The sequence below is a fragment of the Streptomyces griseochromogenes genome, assembly GCF_001542625.1.
Classification (GTDB): domain Bacteria; phylum Actinomycetota; class Actinomycetes; order Streptomycetales; family Streptomycetaceae; genus Streptomyces; species Streptomyces griseochromogenes.
Genome location: NZ_CP016279.1, coordinates 5,056,945 through 5,079,715 on the forward strand (window position 1 = coordinate 5,056,945; position 22,771 = coordinate 5,079,715).

Below are 22,771 nucleotides of genomic sequence, written 5' to 3' on the forward strand. Positions count from 1 at the left end.
TCAGTGGGTGCGTTGCCGCACTCGTACGACGATGCGGGGAGGGCGGACGAGGGCGAGCTGGTCGCGCTCGTGGTCAAGGGCGGCGGTGAGGTCGTCCTTCACCTGGTGGGGGTCGCGGAAGCGGACGTCCGCGCGGGCTTTCACGCGGTGGCGGCGCACCCGGACGCGGGCCTTACTGACCCCGGGTACCCGCATGGCGGCGTCGCGCAGCACATCGGCGGCGCCGTCTCGGTCCAGGCAGGCCCGCAGCCCGGGCGCGGGGGAGCGCAGGGGCAGCCAGTGGCGTAGGCCGGGAGTGAGTGCCAGCACGAGCAACCAGATGCCGACGGCGGCGGCCACGGAGGCTCCCGTGAGCATCCAGATGTCGTCCACGGGGCGGGTGGCCAGTTCGTCGGCCAGGTGCCTGCGCCAGGCTGCCGCAGGGCGTCCCGCCCGTACGGCGACGACGTCGATCAGCGCCGCGCCCGCCGCCACGAGAACCACCGAGGCGACCAGTGCGGCCGGAATGCGGCGCGCGGACCACGGTCGGTGCGCCCGGTGTCGTCTGTCGTCTTCACCGGCCTTGAGGTTCGAGCTGGACACCTTGCGTTCGGTTGGATCGGGCTCCTTCGCCGGCGGCACTGTGGCACGGTGCGCGGACGGCGCGGAGCTGGGGCCGGGATGACCGGAATCGGGTGTCATCGCGATCCCCCTTTCTGAACGACGTGCCCGGCGATCCGGGCCGCGCGGCCGCTCACCGGACCCGCCCCCGGCTCGCGTCGGCGGCGGTCACCAGCCGCCGGACGGTGAGGAGGACCTCTCCCACCCTCAGGCCGGTCAGCTGAGCCACCCGTTCGGCGACGTCGCGCTGGATCCGCTCGCAGACCTGGGGGATGTCGGTGGGGTAGGGCAGGTCCATGGTCAGGTGCAGGCGCACCGATCCGGTACGGACGGCCGCAGAGGCGTGGGGTGCCGTTGGCCCGTCCCGGTCGGGCGGTAGGGCGGCGCGCCGGGACTGGGCCGTGCGCGCGGCCCGGGCGGCGATGCGGGCGACCACCCTGTCCGGGATGACGGTGGCGCCCCGCTCGGCCGGGGGCGGCAGGCCGACGGCCGGTGCCGGCGGGCTCGCCCCGTCGTCGGGGGAGCCGGGCCGGGTGTTCATCGCTGTCTCCGCGCATGGAGGTCGAGGTCGCCCTGCACGACAAGGCCGACGATCAGCCCCACCGTGCCCAGGACGAGAACGAGCAGGAATGCCCAGAAGCCGCCGAAGTAAGCGGCGAAACCCAGGGCCATGCCGGCCGCGAGGCCCGTTGTCGCTGTGTTCATCATGCGCTCACCCGTCTCGCGAGGGTCCCTCTCGCCGTGATCACCCGCTCAGGCCCGAAGACACGGCGCGGTGGTCACGTCAGCGGTCACCTCACGCGGCCCTCCTCCGGTTCGTTCTGCTCCTCCTCGTCGTCGGGCAGGTGGACGTCGTCGACGGCGATGTTCACCTCGACGACCTCCAGTCCCGTCATCCGCTCAACGGCGTTGATGACATTGGTGCGTACGCCGCCGGCGACATCGACGATGGAGACGCCGTACTCGACGACGACGTCGAGGTCCACGGCGGCCTGCCGCTCGCCGACCTCGACCTTCACCCCCCGCGTGACGGCCCCTCCTCCGCCTGCGCCGGGGACGCGTTCCCGCATGGCGCCGAAGGCGCGGGCCATCCCTGCTCCCAGGTTGTAGATGCCCGGTACCTCACGGGCAGCCATGCCCGCGATCTTGGCCACCACCCCGTCCGCGATGGTGGTCTTCCCCCGAGTCTCGGCCGGAGCCCCGGCCCCGGTACGGCCCTTCAACGCGCTCACGCCCGCCTCGGGCCGACTGCCCCCGCCGACGCTGGTGATGTTGTCCGTCATGGCGTTCGCCTCGGTCGGTCGGTCAGGCACCGGTGCGGCACCCGTCAAAATGTTGGACATATCGGGCGGCGCGTTTCTCACGCGCATCGAATGTGATGTGCATCACAGATTGCCTGTCGGGTACCCGGACGGTCCGAGCCTTGCGCGGGAGCGCCATGATCAAACGCACTGCTTTCCCACCGCCGGAACGCGATCTGCCGGAACGCGATCTGCCGGAACGCGATCTGCCGGAACGCGACGTGCCGGACCGGCTGCTGGCCGTACGGGCGGCCGAGGGTGACGAGGACTCCTTCGCCGTTCTCGTCCGACGGCACGGCCGGCCGCTCCTTGCCTTGGCTCGCTGCATGCTTGGCAACCCCCAGGATGCCGAGGAGGCCGTTCAGGACGCCTTCGTCAGCGCCTGGCGCCGGTTGCCGGAATACCGCCACAGCGCGGAGTTCCGTACCTGGATGTACCGCATCACCGTCAACCGCTGTCTGACCATTCGTCGGCGCCGGCCGCCGCCCCTCTCCCTGAACAGGGTCGTCGAACCCGCGACGGGAGACGCCTGGAGCCAGCCCGCCCGGTCCGCAGAGCAGGACGCGGCCATCGCCGCCCTGTCCCGCGCGCTCGCCGAACTGGACGACGGGCAGCGGATCTGCTGGATCCTGAGAGAAGTTCAGGGCCTGCCTTACAAAGACATAGCCCACGTGACACGCACCAGCGAACAGACAGTGCGCGGCAGACTGTTCAGGGCACGCCGATCCCTGCAGGAGGCGATGGGCCCATGGCGCTAGACGACCCGCACACACGGCCTCCCGAACCGCCCGGAGCCGACGGGCCCCGACCCGGCCCGGCCGCCGCCGACGTGCCCCCGTTCGCGGGCGATGAGGCACTGCCCTGTGGCCGCCTCCTCAGCCGGGTCTGGGAACAGGCGCAGGACGCGGCACCGGCCACGGACCCGCACACGGTGTCCTGTCCTCACTGCCGTGAGGCCGTCGAGGGACTGGCCACGGTCAACGCCGCCACGCGGGTGCTGCGCGCCGAGGACCCTCCCGGCCTGCACGCAGTCGCCGGCCGCGTCATGGAGGTCGTCAGGGCCGAGGTCCGGCTTGGGCGGCTGCTGCCCCTGGCCGACCCGGACCGGGACCTGCGCATCGCCGAGAGCACGGCGGCGAAGGTACTGAGGCAGGCCGCGGACACCGTCCCCGGCGCGAGCGCGGCGACCTGCCGGCTCGTGCCCGAGGGCGACGGCACCGACGTGCGGGTGACCATGACCCTGGCCGCCGCCCTCGACCGCCCGCTGCCCGACCGGGCCCATCAGGTACGCATAGCAGTCTTCCACTCGGCCGGACAGGACCTGGGGCTCGCCGTGACGGCCGTCGACATCACCGTGGTCGGCGCACTGGAGCCGTGGCCGCCCCTGACTGTCGGCCACCCCACGGGTGGTGTCACGTGATGACCGCCACCGGCACGACCGCGCTCCTCGGCGTCGCGGCCGATGCAGCCCTCGCGGTTCCCGGCGTGGCCGGCCTGCAACCCCGCCTCGCCCACCGTCTCGCGGCAGCCGCCACCACCCGGGCCGACCCCATGCCTCACCGCACGTCGCCCGAGGCGGGCATCCGCGCCGACCGGGCGCCGGACGGTTCCGGATGGCACATCGAGGTGCGCTGCGTCCTGACCGAGGGCCGACGGGCACTGGACATCGCCCGCGACGTCCACGACCGGGTGCGCACCGCCGTCATCTCCCACCTCTCCGCCCCGGAGCCGGTCACCGTTACGGTCACGGTGACCCGTATCGCCGCCCGGTACGACGCGGCATGAGCACCGTGGGCGACGGCCCCACGAACCGTCAGCGGTGAGATCGGCGTGATAGCAGGTGAGAGGTGAGGATCCTCCGTCGGCTGATGCCGATGGGGGCTCTGGATTTGTGCCCTGGTCGAGAAGGGCGCGGGGCCCGCCGCAATCAAGCGTACGCATTGCGCGCAATGGCATCGAGTCCAGCGAACGATTAGGGCGACGCCGGTCGGTCATCGAGCGACGGTGTGACGTCGTTGGCGTCGAGGAGGAGTGACCTGTCAGGGCGTAGCGGCAAAGCGTGGTGTGGCCGCCTGCTCTCCTGAAGTGAGCCGCCCAGGGTGATGATGTGGGCGGTCACGTACGAGCCGTCGTTCGAGTCGGAGGGTGAAGGAACACGCTCAGGCCGTAGGCAACGGCTGCTCACACAGCAGTGGCGGGGCGCATTGAGCTGCAGCCCAGCCGAGCAAGAACACATGAGAACTTCACCATGGCACGACTCCGTTGTCGTCGAACATCTGACCAGTGGGGCCGTCGTCGGGAAGAGCCGCCAACCGGATGGCGATCGCCGCGCCCTGCCTCAGGGGTCTGAGTACCGTGCCGCGCGGCGTCCAGTCGGGCGGCGATGATCGCGACGGTCTCAGCGTCCAGCCCCTGGCACCGCGGAGCCCTGGCACCGCGTCCGAGGGCTGATCCCGGGGACCGGGTTGAGGTCACAGCAATCGGTCGACCAGCCCGTCGACGTAGTCCGGGGTGAGCTCCATGCCGAACAAGACGCGGATATACATCGGGGCCAGGATGTGGTCCAGCACGCCGAACGCGTCAGGTGCGTGCTCGCCACGTTCGCGGGCGCGATCGAGCATGCACTGCAGTTGCCGGGTGCGTTCGGCGCGGAGGTCGTCACGCGCCTGCTGACCCTGCTGGCCATTGCTGGACAGGGCGACAGCCAGGCGCACCAACAACAGGCCGTCGGGTCCGGTGATCTCGCGGGCCACTTGGGCCGCGTACGTGCGCAGGTCGCCGGCCAGGCTCCCGGTGTCGGGCATCGGCGACTGCGCGTTGAGGCGGGTGAGCGCCACGTCGGTGAGCAGGGTTTCCAGGCCGCCCCACCGGCGGTAGATGCTGCTGTCGGCTACGCCCGCACGGGCTGCGACCTCGCCGACGGTGAAGTTGCCGTAGCCGCGCTCGTTGATCAGCTCGGTGACGGCCCGGTGCACCTCCGCGCCGACGCGGGCGCTGCGCCCGCCGGGCCGCCGGGCTCGCTGTCGCTCGTTCATGCCCCCACCTTAACGCAGTCGAGACTTGCGTTTGTGAGGCAATCCTCCTTACAGTCGCCTAACGCAGCCACCGGCTGCTTTAGAGCGCCCGGAGGCTGACCACGTCGGCCGTGGAGAGGCGCAACCAACGATTGAGAGGAATCCCCATGGCTGCATCGCCCGCGGCCGTAGGCAGTCGGCCAAACCGGGCCGTACTGCTCACGGTGACCTGCCTGGGCCAATTCATGGTCCTGCTCGACAACACGATTGTTGGAGCAGCGCTGCCCGATATGCAGCACCGGCTGCACACTCAGCTGACCGGTCTGCAGTGGATCGTCGACGCGTACGTACTGCTCGTCGCCATGCTGCTGCTGTCCGGCGGTGTCTTCGCCGACCGGTTCGGCCGCAAGCGGGTGTACCTGACAGGCGTGGCGGTGTTCACCACCGCGTCGGTGCTGTGCAGCCTCGCGCCTTCGGTCGGCTGGCTGGTCGCCGGCCGGGTGCTGCAGGGCATCGGGGCCGCGGCGCTGAGCCCTGCCTCGCTGGCCCTGCTCGCCGCCGCCTATCCCGTGCCGCAAGAACGAATCAAGGCGATCGGGCTGTGGGCCGGATTCAGCGGAATCGGTCTGGCCGCGGGCCCCGTGGCCGGCGGCGTGCTGACAGACGCCTTCGGCTGGCCCGCCATCTTCCTGGTCAATCTGCCCATCGGCGTGGTCCTTCTGCTGGTCGGTCTGCGCAGCCTTGAAGAGGCCCGCAATCCGAGCGCCCCCCCGATCGATATCCCGGGGACGGTGCTGTCCGTTCTGGGGGTGGGGGCGCTGACCTACGGGCTGATCGAGGGTGGCGCCCGCGGCTGGACGTCGCCGGTGATCCTGGTCAGCTTCACCGCCGCGGTGATCCTCCTCGCCGCCTTCGTCGCCGTCGAAGCGCGTCGTTCCGCTCCGATGCTGCCGCTGCGGCTGTTCCGGCAGCGGCTGTTCACCGTGTCCAACACCGCCATGGTCGTGGTGGGGTTCGCGCTCATGGGTTCGTCGTTCTTCTTCTCCCAGTTCTTCGTGTACGTCCAGGGCAGCTCGATCCTGCGCGCCGGCCTGCAGACCCTGCCGGCATCCCTCGCCATGGTGATCGTCAGCCCGTACGCGGGCCGGCTCGCCGCCCGGCACGGCTTCCGAATCGTGGTTACCACCGGCCTGGCCCTGGCCGGCCTGGGACTGCTGGCGCTCGGCATGGTGCACGCCGACACCGGCTACGGGAACGTGTGGTGGCGGCTGGGAGTCGTCGGCATCGGCTTCGCCCTGGCCATGTCCCCACTGACGGGAGCCGCCATCCAAGCAGTCAGCCCGCAGGAAGGCGGCCTCGCATCAGGCATCAGCAGCACCACCCGGCAGATCGGCGCGGTGCTCGGCGTGGCGGTACTCGGAGCCATCGTCCGCACCCGGCAATCCGGCGGCGCCTCCTTCGAGACCGGCCTCAACAGCGCCTTCCTCGCTGCCGGCACCGTCACTTTGGCCGCCGCCGTGTTCACCGGCCTGTGGCTGGCGAGGTCCAAGTCCGCGCAAGGCTCCGCGGCGCCGCAACGTTCCACCGATCCAGGTGCGGTCACCACCTCGAACGAGGCATCAGCGAACAGCCGTTGACGGCGACACCGACCTTGGCCGGGAGACGTCCCGCCGGACGCCGTAGCGACCCTGTGGCAACGCGCCGTCGACCGCGGTGATGCCTCGCCCGACACCGACGTGGACGACGTCATCGACATCCTCTTCGGGCCACTCATCTTCCGCAGGCTCACCGGACACTACGACCTCACGGACGAGCACGCCGAGAAGCTCGCGCGCACTGCACTCGACGGGCTTATGCGCTCCACCGTCCGACACTTCCGATTCCAACGGAGAGACACATGTCCCGCACGTTTCTCATCACCGGCGTGAGCAGCGGCCTCGGCCGCGCCTTCGCCACCGCCGCCCTCGAGGCCGGCCACACCGTCATCGGCACCGTTCGGAACCCGGACCAGATCGCCGCCTTCGAGCAGTTCGCTCCGGGCCGCGCTCACGCACGCGTGCTAGACGTCACCGACACCGATGCCATCGCGCCGGCCGTCGCAGCGGTCGAGAGCGAGGTGGGCCCCATCGACGTACTCGTCAACAACGCTGGCTACGGCGTCGAGGGCACCTTCGAGGAAACCCCGCCCGACACCTTCCGCCACCAGTTCGACGTCAACGTCTTCGGCGTCATCGCGGTCACCCAAGCCGTTCTGCCCCGCATGCGCGAGCGCCGTGCCGGGCACATCCTGTTCGTGACCTCCATGGGCGGTCTGCGCGCGTTCCCCGGTCTGGCCGCTTATCACGGCTCCAAGTTCGCCGTCGAGGGCATTGCGGCCACGCTCGCCCCAGAGGTCGCACCATTCGGCATTCACGTCACGGCGATCGAGCCCGGCTCCTTCCGCACCGACTGGGCCGGCCGCTCCATGCACCGCGTAGAAAGCACCATCGCCGACTACGACCCGATCTTCGCCCCGATCCGCGAACGCCGCCTCGACATGCGCGGTCAGCAACTCGGCGATCCCGCCCAAGCCGGCCGCGCCCTGCTCGCCATCGTGGAGGCCGAAAAGCCGCCGACCCACCTCATCCTCGGCAGCGACGCCCTCCGCCTCGTCGCCGACGCCCGCTCCGCCTTCGATGCGGAGACAGCCGCCTGGAACGAGCTGTCGAAGTCCACCGACTACCCCGACGGGGAACAGATCGCGTGAGAGCCGCTGGGCGACTCTGACGCGTAAATAAGGTCGAGGGTGACGCGGAAGCCGAGTTCGTTGAGCCGGGAGACGGCTCGGCGTGCGGCCCGTTCGGGATCCCGCCGGGTGAAGTAGGCGCCGCCCAGGTCGTGGTAGGGCAGGTCGTTGCTGAGCATGTGCCAGATCGCAGTGATGATCGAGTGCTCAACGGCGACCAGTGCCTTGATCGGGTCCCGGCGGGAGGTCAGCCGTGGTGGGTATCGGTCCGGACACGGCCGTCACTTTGCTGATCAGGTGGGGGACAATCCGGAACGCTTGGGCAGCGAGGCGTCCTTCGCGACGCTGTGCGGGGTCAGTCCTGTCGAGCGTTCCTCAGGCAGTCGGCAGTACCGGCGTCTCAATCGTGGCGGCGACCGGCAGGCCAACGCCGCTCTGCACCGGATCGTGCAGAGTCGCCTGCGCGTCGACCCGCGTACCCAGGACTACTACGAACGCCGCAGCAAGGAGGGGAAAACCCGTGGCGAAATCGTCCGATGCCTCAAACGCTACGCTGCCCGGGAGGTCTTCCACCTGGTCAGGCCCACACAGCCATAACCTCCACTGTAGGGGCAGTGTGATAGCAGGTGAGAGGTTAGGAACCCCCGTCGGCTGGCTTCGGCGGGGGTCTCTGCGTTCGGGGATGGGCCTGCTGCGTGGCGTTCGACGCGGTCTTGCTGTGCTCCGGCTCGCCGTTCTCGACGGCGTAGGGGTGGCCCGGGGTACCGCGAGGCGTATGCCAGGCAGTGCGCGAGCGTGTGTTCGGGAAGGCGTCGGCGCGGAGGGGGGCGACGGGGGAGTGCCGTACTGCTTGGGTGCCCGGGCGTATAGCCGAGCCTCGGCTAATCGGGATCCTTGACGAGCAGCCTGACCTCGTATCGGTCCCACATGCGAGCGAACTCTGGGCTTATGAGGAGAAGTTCACCTACCAGGCGGGTCAGGTCGGGGTCGCTGGGGTCGGTGCCGGCCAGGGTGCGCAGCTGGGCCATGCCGCCGCGGATCTGGTTGTGCCAGTCGTCGGCGAACGGGTCGCGGGCGGCGGGGCGGAGGAAGGCGTAGCGGGTGATGTTCCGTTTGCCGACGGGCCAGTCCTCGATGCCGGGCAGCAGGCGCAGTCCGCTCGGATTGCGGGCCGGCAGGTCGTTGGTCCGGCTGACCACGTACGTGGGGCCCGGCCGCGGGTTCTCCAACAGGAGCCGGACGCCTGGCCGTTTACTGAGCGGGAGGGGGCTGCTTGTGGCTCGGCGGGGCTGCGTGCGGTGAGCACGGCGAGGCTGCGCAGGTGCTCGAGTTCGTCCTGCTCCAGTCGCAGCGCGGGCCAGGGAGTCGATCACGGACGGGCTGGGATGCCTTTCCCTGCCCTGTTCCAGGCGCTTGTAGTAGTCGATGCTGATGCCGGCGAAGGTGGCCAGTTCCTCGCGGCGCAGTCCGGGCGTGCGCCGCCGTCCGGGCTGCGCCGCGAGCCCGGCCTCGGCGGGGTTCAGCCGTGCGCGGCGGGCGCGCAGAAAGCGCCCCAGCTCGGTGCCCCCGCTCGTAGTGGCGCGCTCACGTCTCATGCTGTCCAGTGTGACCGTGTGCTGACCTGCGGGGGAGGCTTGTGGGGGCCCTGTCACGCCCCGGAACGGTGCTCCCCGGCACCCTGGTCCGCAGGACGGACTGCGAGTCTTCCGACTCGACCGCACCGGGGAGTATCGCCGAACGGCGAGAGGGGCGGCAGGTGGTCGGTGTGTGTTCGCTGGCCTCTGAGGATCAGCTGTACCGCTGGTTGCGCGTTTGGCGAGGCTGGAGATCAAACCACCCCTACGTGGCGGGACGCATGAACCGCAACTACCCACTGACTACATGAACCAGACGTCCTCCAACAAATCACCGCTAGCTCCTGCCGTCCGGTTCTTCGGACGGCGCCCCTTCGGCCGGCGGCCGGATCAGCGTCCCGATGCCGGCGCAGAGCAGGTCCAGGCTGCGGGTGAACCTTTCGTCCGGCCCGTGCGCGGCCGCGGCGGCCACCGTCCAGGGGAAGCTCCGGTGCAGGGCGGCGACGTCCTCGGCGGTGACCGGCACCGCGGGTGGATCGCTCTGTTCCTGGAGCACGTAGCCGGTGACGTGGCTGAGCACGGTGTCGGCGGCGGTTCCGCAGTGCTCCGGGGGCACGCCGGCCTCGGCGAGGGTGGCGAGCAGCCGTTCCATCAGCGAGAGCGCGCCGGGGCTGAGGGTCTTCGGGCTGCCTGCGAGCATGATCGCCCCGCCGGGGTGCTGCCGGATGCTCTGCCGCAGGGCGACGGCCTGCGCCGTGACCCGCGCCGGCCAGCCTGCCTGCGCGGGCAGTCCGGCCAGGGCGGCGGTGCCGGCCTCGTACGCCTGCCGGACCACCCGGTCGGCCATCAGCTGGAGCAGCGCGGCCTTGCTGGGCACGTGGTAGTAGAGGCTGCCGGCGTGCACGTCGAGCCGGTCCGCGACCTGGCGCACGGAGAAGCCGTGGTAGCCGGTCTGGGCGAACACTGCCATCCCCGCGTCGATGATCCGGTCTGCGGTCAGCTTCACGGCCGTAGTCTAGCGACCGGCGCTAGCTTTCAAACACTGTTTGAAAATTCCTCGGGTGGCGCTAATGTCATGATCAGCAAAATCGCACGCGGCTCGGAGGGGGGGTGGTGACGATGGACATCCTGCTGTTCAACGTGACCACGGCGGCACTGATGGTGCTGATGTTCAACGGCGGTCTGGCCCTGGTCGGCCAGAGCACACTGGGTCGGCGGCGGATCCCCTGGGCGGCCGTCGGCCTGACCGGGCTCGCGCTCGCCGGGGTGGCCCTCCAGCTCTGCTGGTCGGGGGCGATGGGCGCGCTCGACGCGGATCCGTCGAAGTCCGGCTGGTGGCGCGTGGTCACCTCGGTCTTCATGCAGAACGGCGGCTTCGGCGGGGCGGCCTGGAACATCGCCACTCTTGCCGCCGTCGCGGCCTTCGCCGAATGGTTCTGGGGTGCACCGCTGACGCTCGGCCTGTTCGCCGCAGGCATCCTGCTGCCGGAGCAGATCGACAAGCTGTGGGGCCAGACCTCCCACAGCACCGACCCCCGCAACTTCGCCGGCAGCTCCGGCGCCACCTACTTCCTGGGCGCGACGCTGGCCGCGGCCCTGCTGCTGCGCGGCGGCGCCGACGAGAACTCCGGCAAGGCTGCCGGCCAGGGTGCCGAGCAGGGCCCCGACGACGAGGCCGCGAGCCGCGGCAAGGCCGTCCGCAAGAACCGGCTGCTCGCGCTCGGCGTGCCGGTGCTCGGGCTGGCGATGTGGTTCGCGCAGGAGAATGGGCACGGGCTGGTTTCCTGCTACGGCTTCGCTCTCGGGGCACTCGCCTGGGCCGCGTTCCGCACCGTCCTGCACCCGGACCGCGACCTCCGGCAGCCGCCGCGCACGACGGTCGCCTCGCTGACCGGGCTCGTCGGCCGACGGACCCGCAGCGCCGGCTAGCCGGCAGACCCCCGCCCCACCCCACCCGCGCAATTCCACCGTGACCACGAGGGAGGCAGCATGTCGGAAAACCTGCGCCGGGAAGTGTCGAAGCTCGTCGACCAGGAGGTGGCCAAGATCCTGGAACAGACCGACCGCGACGTGGCCCGTACGGTCAACCGTGCGCTGGGCGTGAGCGACGGCGCCCCGGCGTTCGACACCGCCCGCTGGCAGGCCCGGCTCGGCGAGCTCCTCGCCGCCCACCACATCCCCGGCGCCGCCCTGGCCGTGCTCGCCGACGGCGAGATCCACGAACTGGCCGCCGGCGTCCTGCACACCGGCACCGGCGTCACGGTGACCCCGGACTCCGTGTTCCAGATCGGCTCCGTCAGCAAGGGTTACACCGCCGCCATGGTGGTCCTGCTCGCCGACGCCGGGAAGCTGGACCTCGACGCGCCGGTCGCGGACGTCCTGCCGGACTTCGCGGTCGCCGACGCCAGGGCCACCCGGACGATCACGCCGCGTCAACTGCTCAACCACACCAGCGGCATCGAGGGCGACTACGTCAACGACACCGGCCGGGGCGACGACTGCCTGGCCCGCTACATCGAGGGCGCGCGGACCGTCGGCCTGACCAACCCGCCCGGCGTCACCATGTCGTACTCCAGCACCGCCTACAACGTCCTCGGCCGGATCGTCGAGGTGGTCACCGGCCAGACCTGGGACGAGGCGCTCAAGGAGCTGCTCCTCACCCCGCTCGGGCTGGAGCACACCATGACCCTGCCCGAGGAGGTGCTGCGCTTCCGCGCCGCCATGGGGCACATGGGCGAGCCGGGCGAGCCCCCCGTCCCCACCCCGCTCTGGAACATGCTGCCGCGCTCGGCCGGCCCGTACGGCGGGATCAGCGCGACCGCCGCCGACGTGGCCCGGTTCGCCCGGGCCTTCGTGGACGGCGGCACCGCGCCGGACGGCACCCGGGTGCTGCCGGCCGCCGTGGTCGACGCGATGCTGACCCGCGAGGTCGAGATGCCCGACCAGTGGTTCCTCGGCGCCCACTGGGGCCTGGGCTGGGGCCTGTTCGAATGGGACGGCGCGCGCGGCTTCGGCCACGACGGCAGCACCTTCGGCCAGCTCGCCTACCTGCGCGCCATCCCGGAGAAGGGCCTCGCCATCGCCCTGCTCACCAACGGCGGCGGCGCGGCGCCCAAGGTCTTCGAGACGCTCTGCCGCGAGCTCTGCGCCGAACTCGCCGGGGTCACCATGCCCGGGTTCGCGCCGGCCACCGAACCCCTGGCCGTGGAGACGGAGCCGTTCCTCGGCAGCTACAAGCGCGAGGGCTTCCTGATGACCATCGCCGACGGCGACGGCGACGGCGGCCCGGGCACGCTGCGGCTGAGGTACGAGGGCGCGGACGGCCTGGCGGGCACCTTCGACCCGCTGGTCTGGCACCTGACCCCGGTCTCGCACACGCCGGCGAAGACGGTGTTCGCCGGCCGCCGCAACGAGAAGGACGCCTGGATACCCGTGGTCTTCTACACCCTCCCCGACGGCAGCCGGTACGTCCACTTCGGCGTCCGGGCGACTGCCAAGTCCGCCTAGCCAGCCCGTGCGTCGGCGGGGCTGACCGACGGGACGATCCGGGGCGACGCCGGTCATCTGGAAAGGATGCGGGACTGGTTCGGCCGCCCGTTGTGGGAGATGGAGCCGCCGGACGCTGACGCGTACTTCGGCAAGGTCATCCGTGACGCGACTCCCTCACTCCGGGCTGGCCGAGCAGGAGCCATCAGCGTGCTCTTCGATTTTCTGGACCTACGGCACCGGGCCGAGCTCAGCCAGCTGACTGGTCGACAGGTGGAATGCCCGCTCGATGAGATGAACCGCCCGCGCGCGACCATCACGCCGCAGCTGCGCATCCCGCCGAACGGTGACGAGGTCGAGCAGCTCTTCGCGGGGTGGCGTGAAGACCTGGCGAGCTGCCGCAAGTCCGCTCCGGCCGCGCGGAACCATGCCGTCGCACGCCTGTCTGCCGATGTCGGCCTTCGGATCAACGAGGCCCGGATACTCGACCTGGACGACGTCCGCTGGGACCTGGGCAGGTTCGGAAAGCAGAACGTGCGCTTCGGCAAGGGCTCGCGGCGCTCCGGTCCCCGCCAGCGGATGGTGCAGCTGATCAACGGCGCGGACCGCAGCCTGCACCGGTAAGTCGAAGACGTCTGGGGGCACTTCGGCGCCGACCACACCCTTCCCGGAGCGGCGCTGTTCCCCTCCGAACGGCGCACGGTCTCCGGCCGGGCCGGTGCCGACGGTGTTCCGCACCTCGCTGGCCCAGGCCACCACCCGTCACCTCCCTGCCTGGGCCGGGAAGCTCACCCCACACGTCCTGCGGCACTTCTGTGCCTCCCAGCTCTACCTGACCGGGATGGATTTGGTCGCTGTCCAGAAGCTGTTGGGCCATAGCTGGATCGCGACGACGATGCGCTACATCCATGTGCACCACACGCACATCGAAGACGCCTGGACGGCCGCCCACCAGCGCGCCGAAGACCGCTGGAAGGGACTGACCCGATGAAGTGGAACCTGAGACTGGCCGCGGCTCATCGGGAGATCTGAAAGGCGACCGAGTTGCAGAGGCTCCTCGCGGAGCACGGTCTTGTGATCAGTGCCGGGAAAATGTCCGGTCCGTGGTCGAGCACCCCAGCCAGCATCAAGCTCTCCGACCTCGAAGTGATCTGTGTAGCTCCGGGCTGCGGGATCACCGAGATCATGGCGCCCGAGCCGGAAAACGTCACCCGCACCACGAGCGAACAATCGCCCACGGCCGAGGCGGTCGGACAGGTTGGGCCCGCGTCGGCGGTAGTGCCACGCTCACGCGGCGGCCGATCGCTGCCGCCGCGATGACCTGCCCGGTCCGCTCGGCGCCGTTGCCGGTCCGCACCGGGCTGGGGCGTCGGCGCGTCTACTGCTCCAACGCGTGTAAAAGCCGGGCCTATCGGCGCGGTCACGCCGGCCGATCCCAGGCGGCGTTGAAGCGGCCCGAGCCGACAGGGGAGGGCATGTTGGGCGTAGCCCGGAAGTACGCCGTCGGGCTGGGCGAGGAACGCGGCGACCGTTTACGTGCATCGCGATGTCCACCAAGCCCTGGGCCGGCTGCTGACCGGACTGCCGGACGGCGATCGCGTCAGCCACGTCGAACTGCGGCATCGGCTGTCCGGGACCGGCCTGCCGATGCGACACACCGCCGAGGTCCCCGCCGCTCTTCTGCACGACGACCGGGCACCAGCCGCCAGGGACAGGATCGAGCGGCGCACCGCCGAGCTGCCCGACGGCTTCGTCTCGGATGTCCGCGGCTGGCTCCTCTGGCTGCTGGACGGCGACGCCCGCACCCGCCCCGGGCCCTGGGCACCCTGCACTCCTACTTCGGCGCCGTCCGGCCGATCGTGGAGCGATGGGCCGAGCACTGGTCCCAGCTGCGGGAGATCACCCACGAGGACGTCACCGATGCGGTCACGGGTCTCCGCGGCAGCCAGTACACCTCCGTCCTCACGGCCCTGCGGTCCCTCTTCCTCTACGGCAAGAAGTACAAGCGCGTCTTCACCAACCCCATGCGGGGCATCCGCGTCGGCCGCCGTCCACCAGGGCCCGTCATGCCGATGTCCGAGGACGAGATCGCCCACGTCCAGACCACCGTCCAGACGCCAGCCGCCCGACTGGCCGTCGCCCTGGCAGCCGTGCACGCCGTCCGGGGCGAAGTGATTCGAGCCTTGCAGCTGGACGACCTGGACTTCCAGCAGAACCGCATCACCCTCGACGGCAACACTCAGCCGATGGGTTCCCTCACCCGCGCGGCCCTCCGAGCCTGGCTCGGCGAACGGCACACCCGCTGGCCCGAGCCCTCAACCGCCATGTTCCGGTATCCCGGCAGACCGCGCTCAGCACCGACCCGGTCAGCGCGCACTTCCTCAGACACCAGCTCACGAAGCACGGCGTCAGCCTGGACCGCGTCCGCGCCGACCGCGTCCTGGGCGAAGCCCTCGCCACCGGAGCTGACCCCCCTGCACCTGGCCGCGATCGTCGACATCTCCGAGACGACCGCCGTGAGGTACGCGACCCTCGCCCACCAGCTCCTCAAGGAAGATGCGCTCGGGAACGAGCAGCACCCGGCCTGACCCAAAATGATTCAGACGTTCCTGAATTCAGGAATGTATGTACTGTCGAGGGGTGCGGACCGTTGCCTCCGACATCGACGTGCTGGCCCGCTTCGGCCGCGCGCTCGCCGACCCGATCCGCTGCCGTCTATTGCTCGCCCTGCGCGACGCCCCCGCCTACCCCTCCGACCTCGCCGACTCCCTCGGCATCTCCCGCACCCGGCTGTCGAACCACCTGGCCTGTCTGCGCGACTGCGGCCTCGTCGTCACCGTCCCCGACGGACGGCGGACCCGCTACGAACTGGCTGACGAACGCCTAGGCCATGCGCTGGACGATCTGCGCACGGCCGTGGTCGCCGTTGAGAGCGACCGGACCTGCACGGACGCCGAGGAGAAAGGCTGGTGCTGATGGCCGCAGACATATCCACATCCCTCGGGCCCTCCCCGGCCCGCTGCGACGCCCTCACCCGCCGGATACGGTTCCTGGTGGCCGCGACCATCACCTACAACGTGATCGAGGCCGTCGTCGCGATCACCGCAGGCACCCTCGCTCCTCCACCGCCCTGATCGGCTTCGGCCTCGACTCGATCATCGAAGTGTCTTCCGCCGCCGCCGCCGTCGCCTGGCAGTTCTCAGCCCGCGACCACGCCGTCCGCGAGGCCCGGGAGAAGACGGCCCTGCGGATCATCGCCGTCTCCTTCTTCGCGCTCGCCGCATACGTCACCGTCGACGCCCTACGAGCCCTGGCGGGCACCGGCGAGGCCCAACGCTCCGTTCCCGGCATCGTCATCGCCGCCCTCTCCCTCGCTGTGATGCCGTTCCTGTCCGCCGCTCAGCGTCGCGCCGGCCGGGAACTCGGCTCAGCCTCAGCCGTGGCGGACTCCAAGCAGACCCTGCTGTGCACGTACCTCTCCGCCGTGCTCCTGGTGGGTCTGGTCCTCAACGCCACCCTTGGCTGGTCCTGGGCCGACCCCATCGCGGCCCTGACCATCGCCGCCATCGCGGTCAAGGAAGGACGCGACGCCTGGCAGGGCAAGGTCTGCTGCGCAGTACCCGCAGCCGCAGCAGTGCCGGACGCCGACGCTGAAGCGGACACCTGTGGCTGCCACTCCGGATGCGAGTGCTGCAACTGACCTCCACCAGACAGCAGAAGGCCGGGCAGACGCTGGGTCTTCTGCCGTTCGAGTGTCGGGCGCAGAGTAGATGTCATTGAGCCGCAGGGTTTTGTCAGTGCGCAGTGTCCTCGGCGCGGGATTGCGTCGGCGAAGCTGATTCCGATCCTCGGTGCTTAGGACGGTGCCAATCGCTCGCCTGTGGAGTCTCGGGTGCTCTCGATGGTCGGGTTGGCGCCCCAGTGCCCGGCCCGGCCGGGGGCCGACACTGCCAGGGACGCCGCCTTCGCCCGTTGTTGGCTACGTCGTGGCTGAGATCGGGGGGTGATCACTCGGGTGAGTGATGGGGAATGAGCCGTGACTCTGGTGCAGGTGCCGGGAGTCCGCTGCCGCAGGATGGGCTGGCTGCGAGGGAAAAGGCGTCAGACAGGTGTAATGCGGGACGGGGGGTGACGCCTAGCGGCCGCTGGGCGAGCCCCGGCTTTTGCGCTGGACGGAAGCGGGTGCGTTTCTTCTTGAGGGACCCGATGACCTGTGCATCTACAAGAATGTGCAGCTCGCCGACCCACGAGGCAGCCTGCGCTGCCGCGCGGACGCTCTGGGCCTCGGCGGTCGTCGAGCAGGTCAAACGGCTGCGTCCCGCCAAAGGAAACACACCCGCCAAAGGAAACACACCCGACGGAAGCGATGAGGCGATCTTTTCGCCGCCCTGGTGTGTTTCCGGCCGTCGCGTGGTGTTCGAGTGAGGTCGGACGCGGCTGCGGACAGGTTTTTCCTGCGGGCGCCCGTTGCCCGTCCGCCGCGCGGTCGCGGCGGCCCTTCACAGAGTGGGCGGCTGCGCAGGCTGCCGCGCCGGGGTGGCCTTTCCGGCGGTCGTGGCGCGCGTCCAGGCCCATCGTTTGTGTTCGTCGACTCCGCGAGAGGATCCCCGATGTCGGTCCGAAAGTCGTCTCTTCCCATGCTCTTGGGCACTTCGTTGCTGGTCGCCGTTGCGCTATCGGCGTCGGCCACTACGGCCAGCGCGGCCCCGGTACCGGGGCCGGAGAAAGCCTGCTCCATCGAGGACTTCCGCACGGATGACGGTTGGAAGCAGATGAGCTCAAAGGTTGAGCTGTGCGCGTCCACTGACGGTAAGACGTTGAACTATGGGCTGGCATCGGCGAGGTGCTTCATCTCAAACCCGATCTCTCCGTGGAGCGAGCTCCCCGAGTGCAGTGTGATGTGGTCGCACCTACTCAGCGTGTCCAAGAACGGCGCCCCGTTGGATGTAAAAGAGCTGCGCTACGCGGGGCCTGGCACCTACCGCTTCACTCTGCGCCTGCACGTCGAAGGCCACTCGTCGAACGGTGACGTCGACACCTGGGTCGATGGTGAGCCTACGTACAAGCTGAACCTCACCACGCCGTAGGAAACGACGAGCCCGTCCTGTCGGGGACGTACCCACAACGGATGCGGGAGCGGCTAGAGGTAACGTCCTCCGGAGCTGATCGGCCTCCTCGGAGTAGCCCATCGCTGGGCGATGCAGACAGGCACGACACAGCGATGGGCGTGCAGCTGTGCGACCGAACCGGTCCCGACACGACGGCCGGTGTACGGACCAATGCCTCCATGCCCCCAGCACAGCCCGCCCGAGCAACTTCTCTTGCCGTTTCCCGCGAAAACACCGCAGATGAAAGCGCCGACCGCGACGCCCTCACAGCCGACCACCTCGCGCCCGCCCTGTCCTGGTCCGCACCCCGGCTCGATGCCGCACTCGACCACGCCCGCACCCACCCCGACGTCGCCGGCGCACTCGTCCTGCGCCGTGTCCCGCCCGATGGATACACCGCCACACCCCGGCTCGACGTCCTCCGCCCAGACCAGGACGACGCCATCGTCGGCCGCAAGAACCCCCGCCCTTCCGTACGCGGTTGCATCCAGCCCATTGAGGCCGAGGTCCTACTCCGCGTCTGAGCCGACCGCGGTATTAACACCGGCGACGCGCCCAGCGGCAGGCTCTCGAAGACCTCGCCGCCGCCGACATGGTCACCCCCGGCGACACCGTCGATCAGCTCCACGACAACGTCGTGTACAGCCTGCGGATGCTCTCCGAGCCGCCACCGGAAGGCACCGATAGCCCTTCCGCGCTACCGCGTCCGTACTGACACGGACTCTGCGTCGCTACTGACGAAACTCTGCGCATCCCGCTGACACCAACCCTGCGTCCGACATCGAGCCCCTGCGGGGCCCCGGACAACACGGACCGACCGTCAGACAGCCGACGCAACGTCACCAGACGAACCCAAGCTCCGAGCACCGTGCAACCACCGGTACGAGCCCGCATTCCAGGCTCACCGCCAGGCCGCGCCACCGCGCCGGGCGAGGGCGGAACGCGCAGCACGGGAGGCCGGGACAGCGGCCGTTGTTCCGCATCCTGCACCTCTGCGCACGACGGCCTGATCACGGTGATGGTCTGTGAGACCAACCCCGTTACTGACGTTTGAGGTGTGATGTCGTCAAAGTGAGCCCGGTGCCGGCGAGGCATCCGTCGATGAGGTCGGGCCGGTATTGGACCTGGTGAAGGCCTCGTCGCAGGGTGCGCATCAGGTGGGTGGGGTCGATGAAGGCGGTGTTGGCCTGGCAGCGCCTTCGCAGGAGGGACCAGACGCCCTCGACCTGGGTTGAGCTGTGGTGCGTAGGGCGGCAGGTAGCGGACGGTGATCCAGTCGTGGGCGTCGATGAACTCGTGTAATCGGCGGTCGCGGTGGACGTTGAGATTGTCCCAGACCAGGACGATCGGCCTGCCGAGTTGCTGGTGGGCTGCGACTAGCAGGTCGCGGTGGTCCGTCCAGGCGAAGCTTCGGCGGCCGCCGGCCTTGTGGTCCGCATGGACGATCGGCCGATAGATCAGCCGTGAGCGCTCGCCTGTCTTGTAGCAGGCCAGGGCGGCGATGGACATTCGGCGCTGGGAGCGCCCGCGGACGCGGGCGATCGGGGTGTTGCCGCGGTGGGACCAGGTGCGGGCGGTGGGCGGCGTCATCGAGAAGCCGGCTTCGTCCTCGAAGACGAGGTAGGCGTCGAGTGCCGCCGCGGTGCTTCCGCGGATGGCCAGGTCTCCTTCACCCATCCGGCTATGGCTGGTGGCTCCAGCCGTGGCGTCGTAGTATCTGCGAGATCCCCGAGAGGGTGAACGACTTGTGGAACCGCCGCCCGATGAGCGTCTTGATCCGGGCCAGGGGCCAGGTCCGGTCCGGACGGCTGTGCGCCACGGCGCCCTTGGCCAGCTCGACTTCCAGCACGGCGAACAGCGTGTCGCTCAGCTTCGGCGTTGAAACCGGTCCAGCGGATCGCAGCCCCTAGGCGCCGACGTCCTGCCAGGCCCGTCGCCACCTCTGCACCGAACGCACGCTCACCCGTAAGTCCTTGGCGACCTCCGCGTTGGCGGCACCTGCGGCGAATTGCTCGGAGGCCTCCATCCGGATCCGCTCACGAGTGCTGCGGTTGATCAGGGCCTCGGTCTCGGCCAACTGCCCCTGAAGGGCACTCTGGTGGGAGGCGGCGGCGACAAAGACCGAGCAGGTCAGGCAGACGTTTCCCTTGTCGCAGGCCTGCAGGGGCGACAGCACGCACCAGCCGTGGAGCAGGAAACGGTCGGCTCGGTTGAACAGGTGGAGGCTGTCGTGGTCGTCGCGCGAGAAGATGATGTGGGTGCCGTCCGCCTGGAGTTTCGCAGCGGCCAGGAACGCCTGCTCGGCGTGCTCTTCGTGGGCGGCGACGTAGTGCATGGGGCGGTGTTCAGGAGAACGGGAGGCACCCGGCGGCTGACCTTGCTTCCGAGCGTTGTCCCGATCCATCTTCCGATCATGTCCTCGGACAGACCTGAGCTGTCCGCCAGGGCGGGGCCTCGTCATCGGGGACGTCCCAGGAGGCGAAGTGGAACGGCACCCCGAGGCGGTCGGCCCAGGCACGGTCCGCTTCAACGGGGCGGCGGTGCCCGGCCAGGGGGCCGGGACGGTGGTAGACGGTCGCCAGGTGCCTTCTTTGAACGTTGTCAGTACGCCCCGAACGACCATCAGTACGCCCCGAACGACCAGAAGACGCCGACCTCGTCGTCGGTTACCGCGATCAGGCCCAGGTCCTCGAGGAGGTCGAGGCCGTTGTGGTACTCGGAGGTGAGGAAACCATGGGATTCAGTGCCCTGGAGGCCCGCTGCGAGGAAGTCCGGGGCGGGGTCAGAGGCGGCGGTTGTCGCGTTGGTCCAGTAGCGCGCGGTGGGCCCGTACCGGTCGAGCAGGGTCCGGGCATCCGCGAGCACGGCGTCCCGGTCCGGGCGGGAGCGGACGGGGGCGGGTTCCGACTGCCATTCCTCGGCCATGATGGCGAGCGCGGCGACTGCCGCCTCCGCCTCCAGGCGGTACAGGCGGCCGGGCAACTCTGATGTGTCCGGGGGGTCGAAGGGGTACGCAGGCACCGTGTGGCGGGCGGCGTTGGTGCGGTCCCAGTCCAGTCGGACCCAGCCCCGGGGGTCAGGGACCGACCGGTGCAGCACGGCGCGGACGTCGTGCGCCCAGTCCTCGTACCGCCGAGGGCCGGTAGCCGCGAAGGTGTACGTGTCGTTGAGCAGCCGCAGCGCCGCCGCGTTCCAGGGACAGCGACGGTAGCGGAACTCTGCAAGCAGACCGCCGACTTGACGGGCAAAGGCGTCCTTGGGCTCGCGGGGGATGCGCCGGAGCTGGTCGAGGGCCCAGTGGACCGGCTCGCCTCCTCCTTCCGCTGCAAGGCGGACCGGCCCCGGCGAGAGCGGGAGGTCCGTTCCGTCCCATAGCGCCTCCAGGTACGCATCCAGCAGGTCCAGGGCGGTCTGATCGGCAGGCAGGGGCATCTCGCCACTTTAAGCCGTCTCCTTCGGACCATGCCGGACCAGGGTGATCGGCGAGACGCTCGCTGCGGCTACGATGCGGAGGCGCGACGACACCGTGCGTCAGCTGCCCGAGGAGAGCACGGTGCCGTCGAAACTCGGTTCTGGCACAGTTTTTGGGGAGCGGTCGCGGAGCGTCACTGAAGCAGGATCATCTTGCGGAGCAGTCCGAATCCGGCCCGCCCATAGAGCTGCCTCTTGATCTTCTTGATGCGGTTCACGGCGCCCTCTGGGCCGCCAGAGCTCCATACGAGGGTGAGTCCGGCGGTGACGGCGTCGATGTCTCGAAGCAAGTGGAGTGCGAAGCCGGTGAGGCCGGGGAGTTGGCTGGCGTCGACAGCGTCGATCCAGGCGGGGAGCATGGCGCCGCGGCGGTGGATCCCATGGGCTCGGTTCAGCAGGTGCTGCAAGCCGACTGGTCCGTCGAGCCCGACGTACTCGGCGAGTTGCCAGCCGTTCTTGCGGCCGACAGGACCGAGCAGTCCACGGACGTAGTCCCGCATCCGCCGCCGCAGATCGACCCGGCCGAACCGGTGACCGACCCGCAACAGCACCTCCTCAAGTTCCAAAGCCCAGACACCAGGCTTCACATCGTCTTGCATGATCAGCACAACGGCGATCGAGGGCCGCCGGTCACGAACTTCGCCCACATGACGAGATGTCAGCTGAGTATGCTCAGAAACCAGCCACTGACCAGCGGCAATAGCGAAGTGCAACTGGAGTACTAGCGGCATCGCCGGCGGGCTCAGGGCTCAGGACCGCCTCCTGGCTGCTGGCGACACCGGCTCGCGGCATCAGGCTCAGGCCGGTTGACGTTGGGGTTGCTGTGCTCGGCGATGCGTGCTGCGATGGAAGTAGTCCGAGAGGCTATGCGAACACACAGGCCGGGACGAGGGCCATAGGGTGTCTCCTCGCCGGAGCCGATGACGGCGCATGCGCCATCCATGTCTTGTGACGCTGAGCAGAACCAGAGGCAGACCATGTCTTCCATCGACGACAAATGGCAGACAACCCAGTGGATCGGTCCTCCGGTGGATGCCGGTGGAGGAATCAACGAGGGCCCCAATCCTGACGGTCGCGGCCGTTCACGCGACTTCCAGAACGGAACGATCGAATGGTCGCCGCAGACCGGTGCCCACGAAGTGCACGGTGCGATCCGCGACCACTATGCGCAACTCGGCGGACCTGGGTCCTTCTTGGGCTACCCGCTGACGGATGAGACCGGAACTCCGGACGGCATCGGGCGCTACAACCACTTCGAATACGGTTCGATCTACTGGACACCGGACACCGGTGCCCACGAAGTCCACGGGGCCATCCGTGAGTACTGGGCGCAGCACGGATGGGAACGCAGCAAGTTTCGGTACCCGCTTTCGGACGAGGTCGGCCCGTCCCCCGCATACCGGTACAACAGGTTCCAGGGAGGGATCCTCAACTGGACCCCGGCCGGCGGTGTGCACGAGGCGGTCCCCATTGACGACGGCTAATAGGACTC

The 22,771-nt window shown here is 69.6% G+C and carries 23 protein-coding genes and 6 pseudogenes; 17 read left to right on the forward strand and 12 right to left on the reverse strand.

Translation table 11 applies throughout. From position 1 onward, the window contains the following. The 4 genes from AVL59_RS21500 to AVL59_RS21510 form a co-directional block, all read right to left on the reverse strand. Positions 1-582 carry a DUF6286 domain-containing protein gene (locus AVL59_RS21500; RefSeq protein WP_237281590.1) on the reverse strand — a complete coding sequence of 194 codons (582 nt, stop codon included), beginning with the start codon at positions 580-582 and terminating at the stop codon, positions 1-3. 151 nt (positions 583-733) lie between these two features. Then, the gene (locus tag AVL59_RS21505) at positions 734-1,141 is read right to left on the reverse strand and encodes an Asp23/Gls24 family envelope stress response protein (protein ID WP_067306919.1); all 408 of its coding nucleotides are present in this window, start codon (positions 1,139-1,141) and stop codon (positions 734-736) included. After that, positions 1,138-1,308, reverse strand: coding sequence for a hypothetical protein (locus tag AVL59_RS52315; protein ID WP_159399985.1), 171 nt, complete (start codon positions 1,306-1,308; stop codon positions 1,138-1,140). Before AVL59_RS52315 ends, AVL59_RS21505 begins: the two co-directional genes overlap by 4 nt. 83 nt (positions 1,309-1,391) lie before the next feature. Next, positions 1,392-1,883 (reverse strand): Asp23/Gls24 family envelope stress response protein, encoded by a 492-nt coding sequence (locus AVL59_RS21510; RefSeq protein ID WP_067306922.1) that lies wholly within the window; start codon positions 1,881-1,883, stop codon positions 1,392-1,394. A 155-nt stretch (positions 1,884-2,038) separates the two neighbouring features. Between AVL59_RS21510 and AVL59_RS21515 the strand changes: the two genes are divergently transcribed. Genes AVL59_RS21515 through AVL59_RS21525 form a run of 3 tightly spaced genes read left to right on the forward strand, consistent with a single transcriptional unit; the run spans position 2,039 to position 3,686 of the window. Next, positions 2,039-2,659: an RNA polymerase sigma factor gene (locus AVL59_RS21515; protein ID WP_079146856.1), complete on the forward strand. Its 621-nt coding sequence runs from the start codon at positions 2,039-2,041 to the stop codon at positions 2,657-2,659. Further along, the gene (locus tag AVL59_RS21520) at positions 2,650-3,321 is read left to right on the forward strand and encodes a hypothetical protein (protein ID WP_067306924.1); all 672 of its coding nucleotides are present in this window, start codon (positions 2,650-2,652) and stop codon (positions 3,319-3,321) included. Before AVL59_RS21515 ends, AVL59_RS21520 begins: the two co-directional genes overlap by 10 nt. Continuing rightward, on the forward strand, positions 3,321-3,686 hold the full coding sequence (locus AVL59_RS21525) for a hypothetical protein (RefSeq protein WP_067306927.1): 366 nt from the start codon (positions 3,321-3,323) through the stop codon (positions 3,684-3,686). Before AVL59_RS21520 ends, AVL59_RS21525 begins: the two co-directional genes overlap by 1 nt. Positions 3,687-4,372: 686 nt before the next feature. On the opposite strand, the gene AVL59_RS21530 is transcribed toward AVL59_RS21525, so the two are convergent. Then, positions 4,373-4,936 carry a TetR/AcrR family transcriptional regulator gene (locus tag AVL59_RS21530; RefSeq protein WP_067306930.1) on the reverse strand — a complete coding sequence of 188 codons (564 nt, stop codon included), beginning with the start codon at positions 4,934-4,936 and terminating at the stop codon, positions 4,373-4,375. 146 nt (positions 4,937-5,082) lie between these two features. On the opposite strand from AVL59_RS21530, the gene AVL59_RS21535 reads away from it, so the two are divergent. From AVL59_RS21535 to AVL59_RS21540, 3 genes and pseudogenes are all read left to right on the forward strand, one after another. Then, positions 5,083-6,552 (forward strand): MFS transporter, encoded by a 1,470-nt coding sequence (locus tag AVL59_RS21535; protein ID WP_067306932.1) that lies wholly within the window; start codon positions 5,083-5,085, stop codon positions 6,550-6,552. A 48-nt stretch (positions 6,553-6,600) separates the two neighbouring features. Beyond that, a pseudogene (locus AVL59_RS56500) lies at positions 6,601-6,843 on the forward strand (TetR/AcrR family transcriptional regulator C-terminal ligand-binding domain-containing protein); the annotation flags it as partial. Beyond that, positions 6,813-7,661, forward strand: a complete 849-nt coding sequence (locus tag AVL59_RS21540) for an oxidoreductase (RefSeq protein WP_067306934.1) — start codon at positions 6,813-6,815, stop codon at positions 7,659-7,661. The pseudogene AVL59_RS56500 and the gene AVL59_RS21540, both read left to right, overlap by 31 nt. Here AVL59_RS21540 and AVL59_RS21545 read toward each other — a convergent pair. After that, positions 7,634-7,819, reverse strand: a complete 186-nt coding sequence (locus AVL59_RS21545) for a hypothetical protein (protein WP_067306936.1) — start codon at positions 7,817-7,819, stop codon at positions 7,634-7,636. The genes AVL59_RS21540 and AVL59_RS21545 overlap by 28 nt on opposite strands. 121 nt (positions 7,820-7,940) lie before the next feature. Between AVL59_RS21545 and AVL59_RS48680 the strand changes: the two are divergent. Then, positions 7,941-8,237: pseudogene (locus AVL59_RS48680) on the forward strand (transposase); the annotation flags it as partial. A 284-nt stretch (positions 8,238-8,521) separates the two neighbouring features. Here the strand turns inward: AVL59_RS48680 and AVL59_RS48685 are convergent. Next, on the reverse strand, positions 8,522-9,235 hold the full coding sequence (locus AVL59_RS48685; RefSeq protein ID WP_308281975.1) for a helix-turn-helix transcriptional regulator: 714 nt from the start codon (positions 9,233-9,235) through the stop codon (positions 8,522-8,524). 316 nt (positions 9,236-9,551) lie between these two features. Further along, complete coding sequence (locus AVL59_RS21560; protein ID WP_067306944.1) at positions 9,552-10,220, reverse strand: TetR/AcrR family transcriptional regulator; 669 nt, start codon at positions 10,218-10,220, stop codon at positions 9,552-9,554. A 113-nt stretch (positions 10,221-10,333) separates the two neighbouring features. Here AVL59_RS21560 and AVL59_RS21565 point away from each other — a divergent pair, with 113 nt between their 5' ends. The 9 genes and pseudogenes from AVL59_RS21565 to AVL59_RS21605 all read left to right on the forward strand — a co-directional run bounded on the left by AVL59_RS21565 (position 10,334) and on the right by AVL59_RS21605 (position 18,332). After that, the gene (locus AVL59_RS21565; RefSeq protein WP_067317589.1) at positions 10,334-11,143 is read left to right on the forward strand and encodes a hypothetical protein; all 810 of its coding nucleotides are present in this window, start codon (positions 10,334-10,336) and stop codon (positions 11,141-11,143) included. A gap of 60 nt (positions 11,144-11,203) precedes the next feature. Further along, positions 11,204-12,721: a serine hydrolase domain-containing protein gene (locus AVL59_RS21570; RefSeq protein ID WP_079146860.1), complete on the forward strand. Its 1,518-nt coding sequence runs from the start codon at positions 11,204-11,206 to the stop codon at positions 12,719-12,721. Between the two features lie 99 nt (positions 12,722-12,820). Further along, positions 12,821-13,324 carry a site-specific integrase gene (locus AVL59_RS54555; RefSeq protein ID WP_237281591.1) on the forward strand — a complete coding sequence of 168 codons (504 nt, stop codon included), beginning with the start codon at positions 12,821-12,823 and terminating at the stop codon, positions 13,322-13,324. Positions 13,325-13,418: 94 nt separating this feature from the next. Further along, a complete protein-coding gene (locus AVL59_RS54560) occupies positions 13,419-13,691 on the forward strand; it encodes a tyrosine-type recombinase/integrase (RefSeq protein WP_237281592.1) in 273 nt (90 codons plus the stop codon). Between the two features lie 868 nt (positions 13,692-14,559). Further along, the gene (locus AVL59_RS54565) at positions 14,560-15,288 is read left to right on the forward strand and encodes a hypothetical protein (RefSeq protein WP_237281593.1); all 729 of its coding nucleotides are present in this window, start codon (positions 14,560-14,562) and stop codon (positions 15,286-15,288) included. Between the two features lie 52 nt (positions 15,289-15,340). After that, positions 15,341-15,676 (forward strand): ArsR/SmtB family transcription factor, encoded by a 336-nt coding sequence (locus tag AVL59_RS21590; protein ID WP_067306951.1) that lies wholly within the window; start codon positions 15,341-15,343, stop codon positions 15,674-15,676. Next, positions 15,676-16,400: pseudogene (locus AVL59_RS21595) on the forward strand (cation efflux transmembrane domain-containing protein). Before AVL59_RS21590 ends, AVL59_RS21595 begins: the two are co-directional and overlap by 1 nt. 937 nt (positions 16,401-17,337) lie before the next feature. Then, the gene (locus AVL59_RS21600; protein ID WP_067306954.1) at positions 17,338-17,787 is read left to right on the forward strand and encodes a hypothetical protein; all 450 of its coding nucleotides are present in this window, start codon (positions 17,338-17,340) and stop codon (positions 17,785-17,787) included. Between the two features lie 200 nt (positions 17,788-17,987). Continuing rightward, positions 17,988-18,332 carry a hypothetical protein gene (locus AVL59_RS21605; protein WP_159399986.1) on the forward strand — a complete coding sequence of 115 codons (345 nt, stop codon included), beginning with the start codon at positions 17,988-17,990 and terminating at the stop codon, positions 18,330-18,332. 516 nt (positions 18,333-18,848) lie between these two features. Here AVL59_RS21605 and AVL59_RS56860 read toward each other — a convergent pair. The 4 genes and pseudogenes from AVL59_RS56860 to AVL59_RS56870 form a co-directional block, all read right to left on the reverse strand. Continuing rightward, a pseudogene (locus AVL59_RS56860) lies at positions 18,849-19,885 on the reverse strand (IS630 family transposase). A 545-nt stretch (positions 19,886-20,430) separates the two neighbouring features. Next, on the reverse strand, positions 20,431-21,240 hold the full coding sequence (locus AVL59_RS21620) for a hypothetical protein (protein ID WP_067306964.1): 810 nt from the start codon (positions 21,238-21,240) through the stop codon (positions 20,431-20,433). A 173-nt stretch (positions 21,241-21,413) separates the two neighbouring features. Beyond that, a pseudogene (locus AVL59_RS56865) lies at positions 21,414-21,644 on the reverse strand (ISL3 family transposase); the annotation flags it as partial. 18 nt (positions 21,645-21,662) lie between these two features. Further along, positions 21,663-21,878 (reverse strand): annotated as a pseudogene (locus tag AVL59_RS56870) (IS701 family transposase); the annotation flags it as partial. Between the two features lie 378 nt (positions 21,879-22,256). On the opposite strand from AVL59_RS56870, the gene AVL59_RS21630 reads away from it, so the two are divergent. After that, positions 22,257-22,763, forward strand: coding sequence for an LGFP repeat-containing protein (locus AVL59_RS21630; RefSeq protein ID WP_067306967.1), 507 nt, complete (start codon positions 22,257-22,259; stop codon positions 22,761-22,763). Positions 22,764-22,771 lie beyond the last annotated feature (8 nt).

Excerpts from the sequence above, each read along its gene's own strand:
- AVL59_RS21505 (WP_067306919.1), bottom strand. The coding sequence starts at position 1,141 with ATGAACACCCGGCCCGGCTCCCCCGACGACGGGGCGAGCCCGCCGGCA.
- AVL59_RS52315 (WP_159399985.1), bottom strand. The coding sequence starts at position 1,308 with ATGATGAACACAGCGACAACGGGCCTCGCGGCCGGCATGGCCCTGGGT.
- AVL59_RS21510 (WP_067306922.1), bottom strand. The coding sequence starts at position 1,883 with ATGACGGACAACATCACCAGCGTCGGCGGGGGCAGTCGGCCCGAGGCG.
- AVL59_RS21515 (WP_079146856.1), top strand. The coding sequence starts at position 2,039 with ATGATCAAACGCACTGCTTTCCCACCGCCGGAACGCGATCTGCCGGAA.
- AVL59_RS21520 (WP_067306924.1), top strand. The coding sequence starts at position 2,650 with ATGGCGCTAGACGACCCGCACACACGGCCTCCCGAACCGCCCGGAGCC.
- AVL59_RS21525 (WP_067306927.1), top strand. The coding sequence starts at position 3,321 with ATGACCGCCACCGGCACGACCGCGCTCCTCGGCGTCGCGGCCGATGCA.
- AVL59_RS21530 (WP_067306930.1), bottom strand. The coding sequence starts at position 4,936 with ATGAACGAGCGACAGCGAGCCCGGCGGCCCGGCGGGCGCAGCGCCCGC.
- AVL59_RS21535 (WP_067306932.1), top strand. The coding sequence starts at position 5,083 with ATGGCTGCATCGCCCGCGGCCGTAGGCAGTCGGCCAAACCGGGCCGTA.
- AVL59_RS21540 (WP_067306934.1), top strand. The coding sequence starts at position 6,813 with ATGTCCCGCACGTTTCTCATCACCGGCGTGAGCAGCGGCCTCGGCCGC.
- AVL59_RS21545 (WP_067306936.1), bottom strand. The coding sequence starts at position 7,819 with ATGCTCAGCAACGACCTGCCCTACCACGACCTGGGCGGCGCCTACTTC.
- AVL59_RS48685 (WP_308281975.1), bottom strand. The coding sequence starts at position 9,235 with ATGAGACGTGAGCGCGCCACTACGAGCGGGGGCACCGAGCTGGGGCGC.
- AVL59_RS21565 (WP_067317589.1), top strand. The coding sequence starts at position 10,334 with ATGGACATCCTGCTGTTCAACGTGACCACGGCGGCACTGATGGTGCTG.
- AVL59_RS21570 (WP_079146860.1), top strand. The coding sequence starts at position 11,204 with ATGTCGGAAAACCTGCGCCGGGAAGTGTCGAAGCTCGTCGACCAGGAG.
- AVL59_RS54555 (WP_237281591.1), top strand. The coding sequence starts at position 12,821 with ATGGAGCCGCCGGACGCTGACGCGTACTTCGGCAAGGTCATCCGTGAC.
- AVL59_RS21600 (WP_067306954.1), top strand. The coding sequence starts at position 17,338 with ATGCTCTTGGGCACTTCGTTGCTGGTCGCCGTTGCGCTATCGGCGTCG.
- AVL59_RS21605 (WP_159399986.1), top strand. The coding sequence starts at position 17,988 with ATGCCCCCAGCACAGCCCGCCCGAGCAACTTCTCTTGCCGTTTCCCGC.
- AVL59_RS21620 (WP_067306964.1), bottom strand. The coding sequence starts at position 21,240 with ATGCCCCTGCCTGCCGATCAGACCGCCCTGGACCTGCTGGATGCGTAC.
- AVL59_RS21630 (WP_067306967.1), top strand. The coding sequence starts at position 22,257 with ATGTCTTCCATCGACGACAAATGGCAGACAACCCAGTGGATCGGTCCT.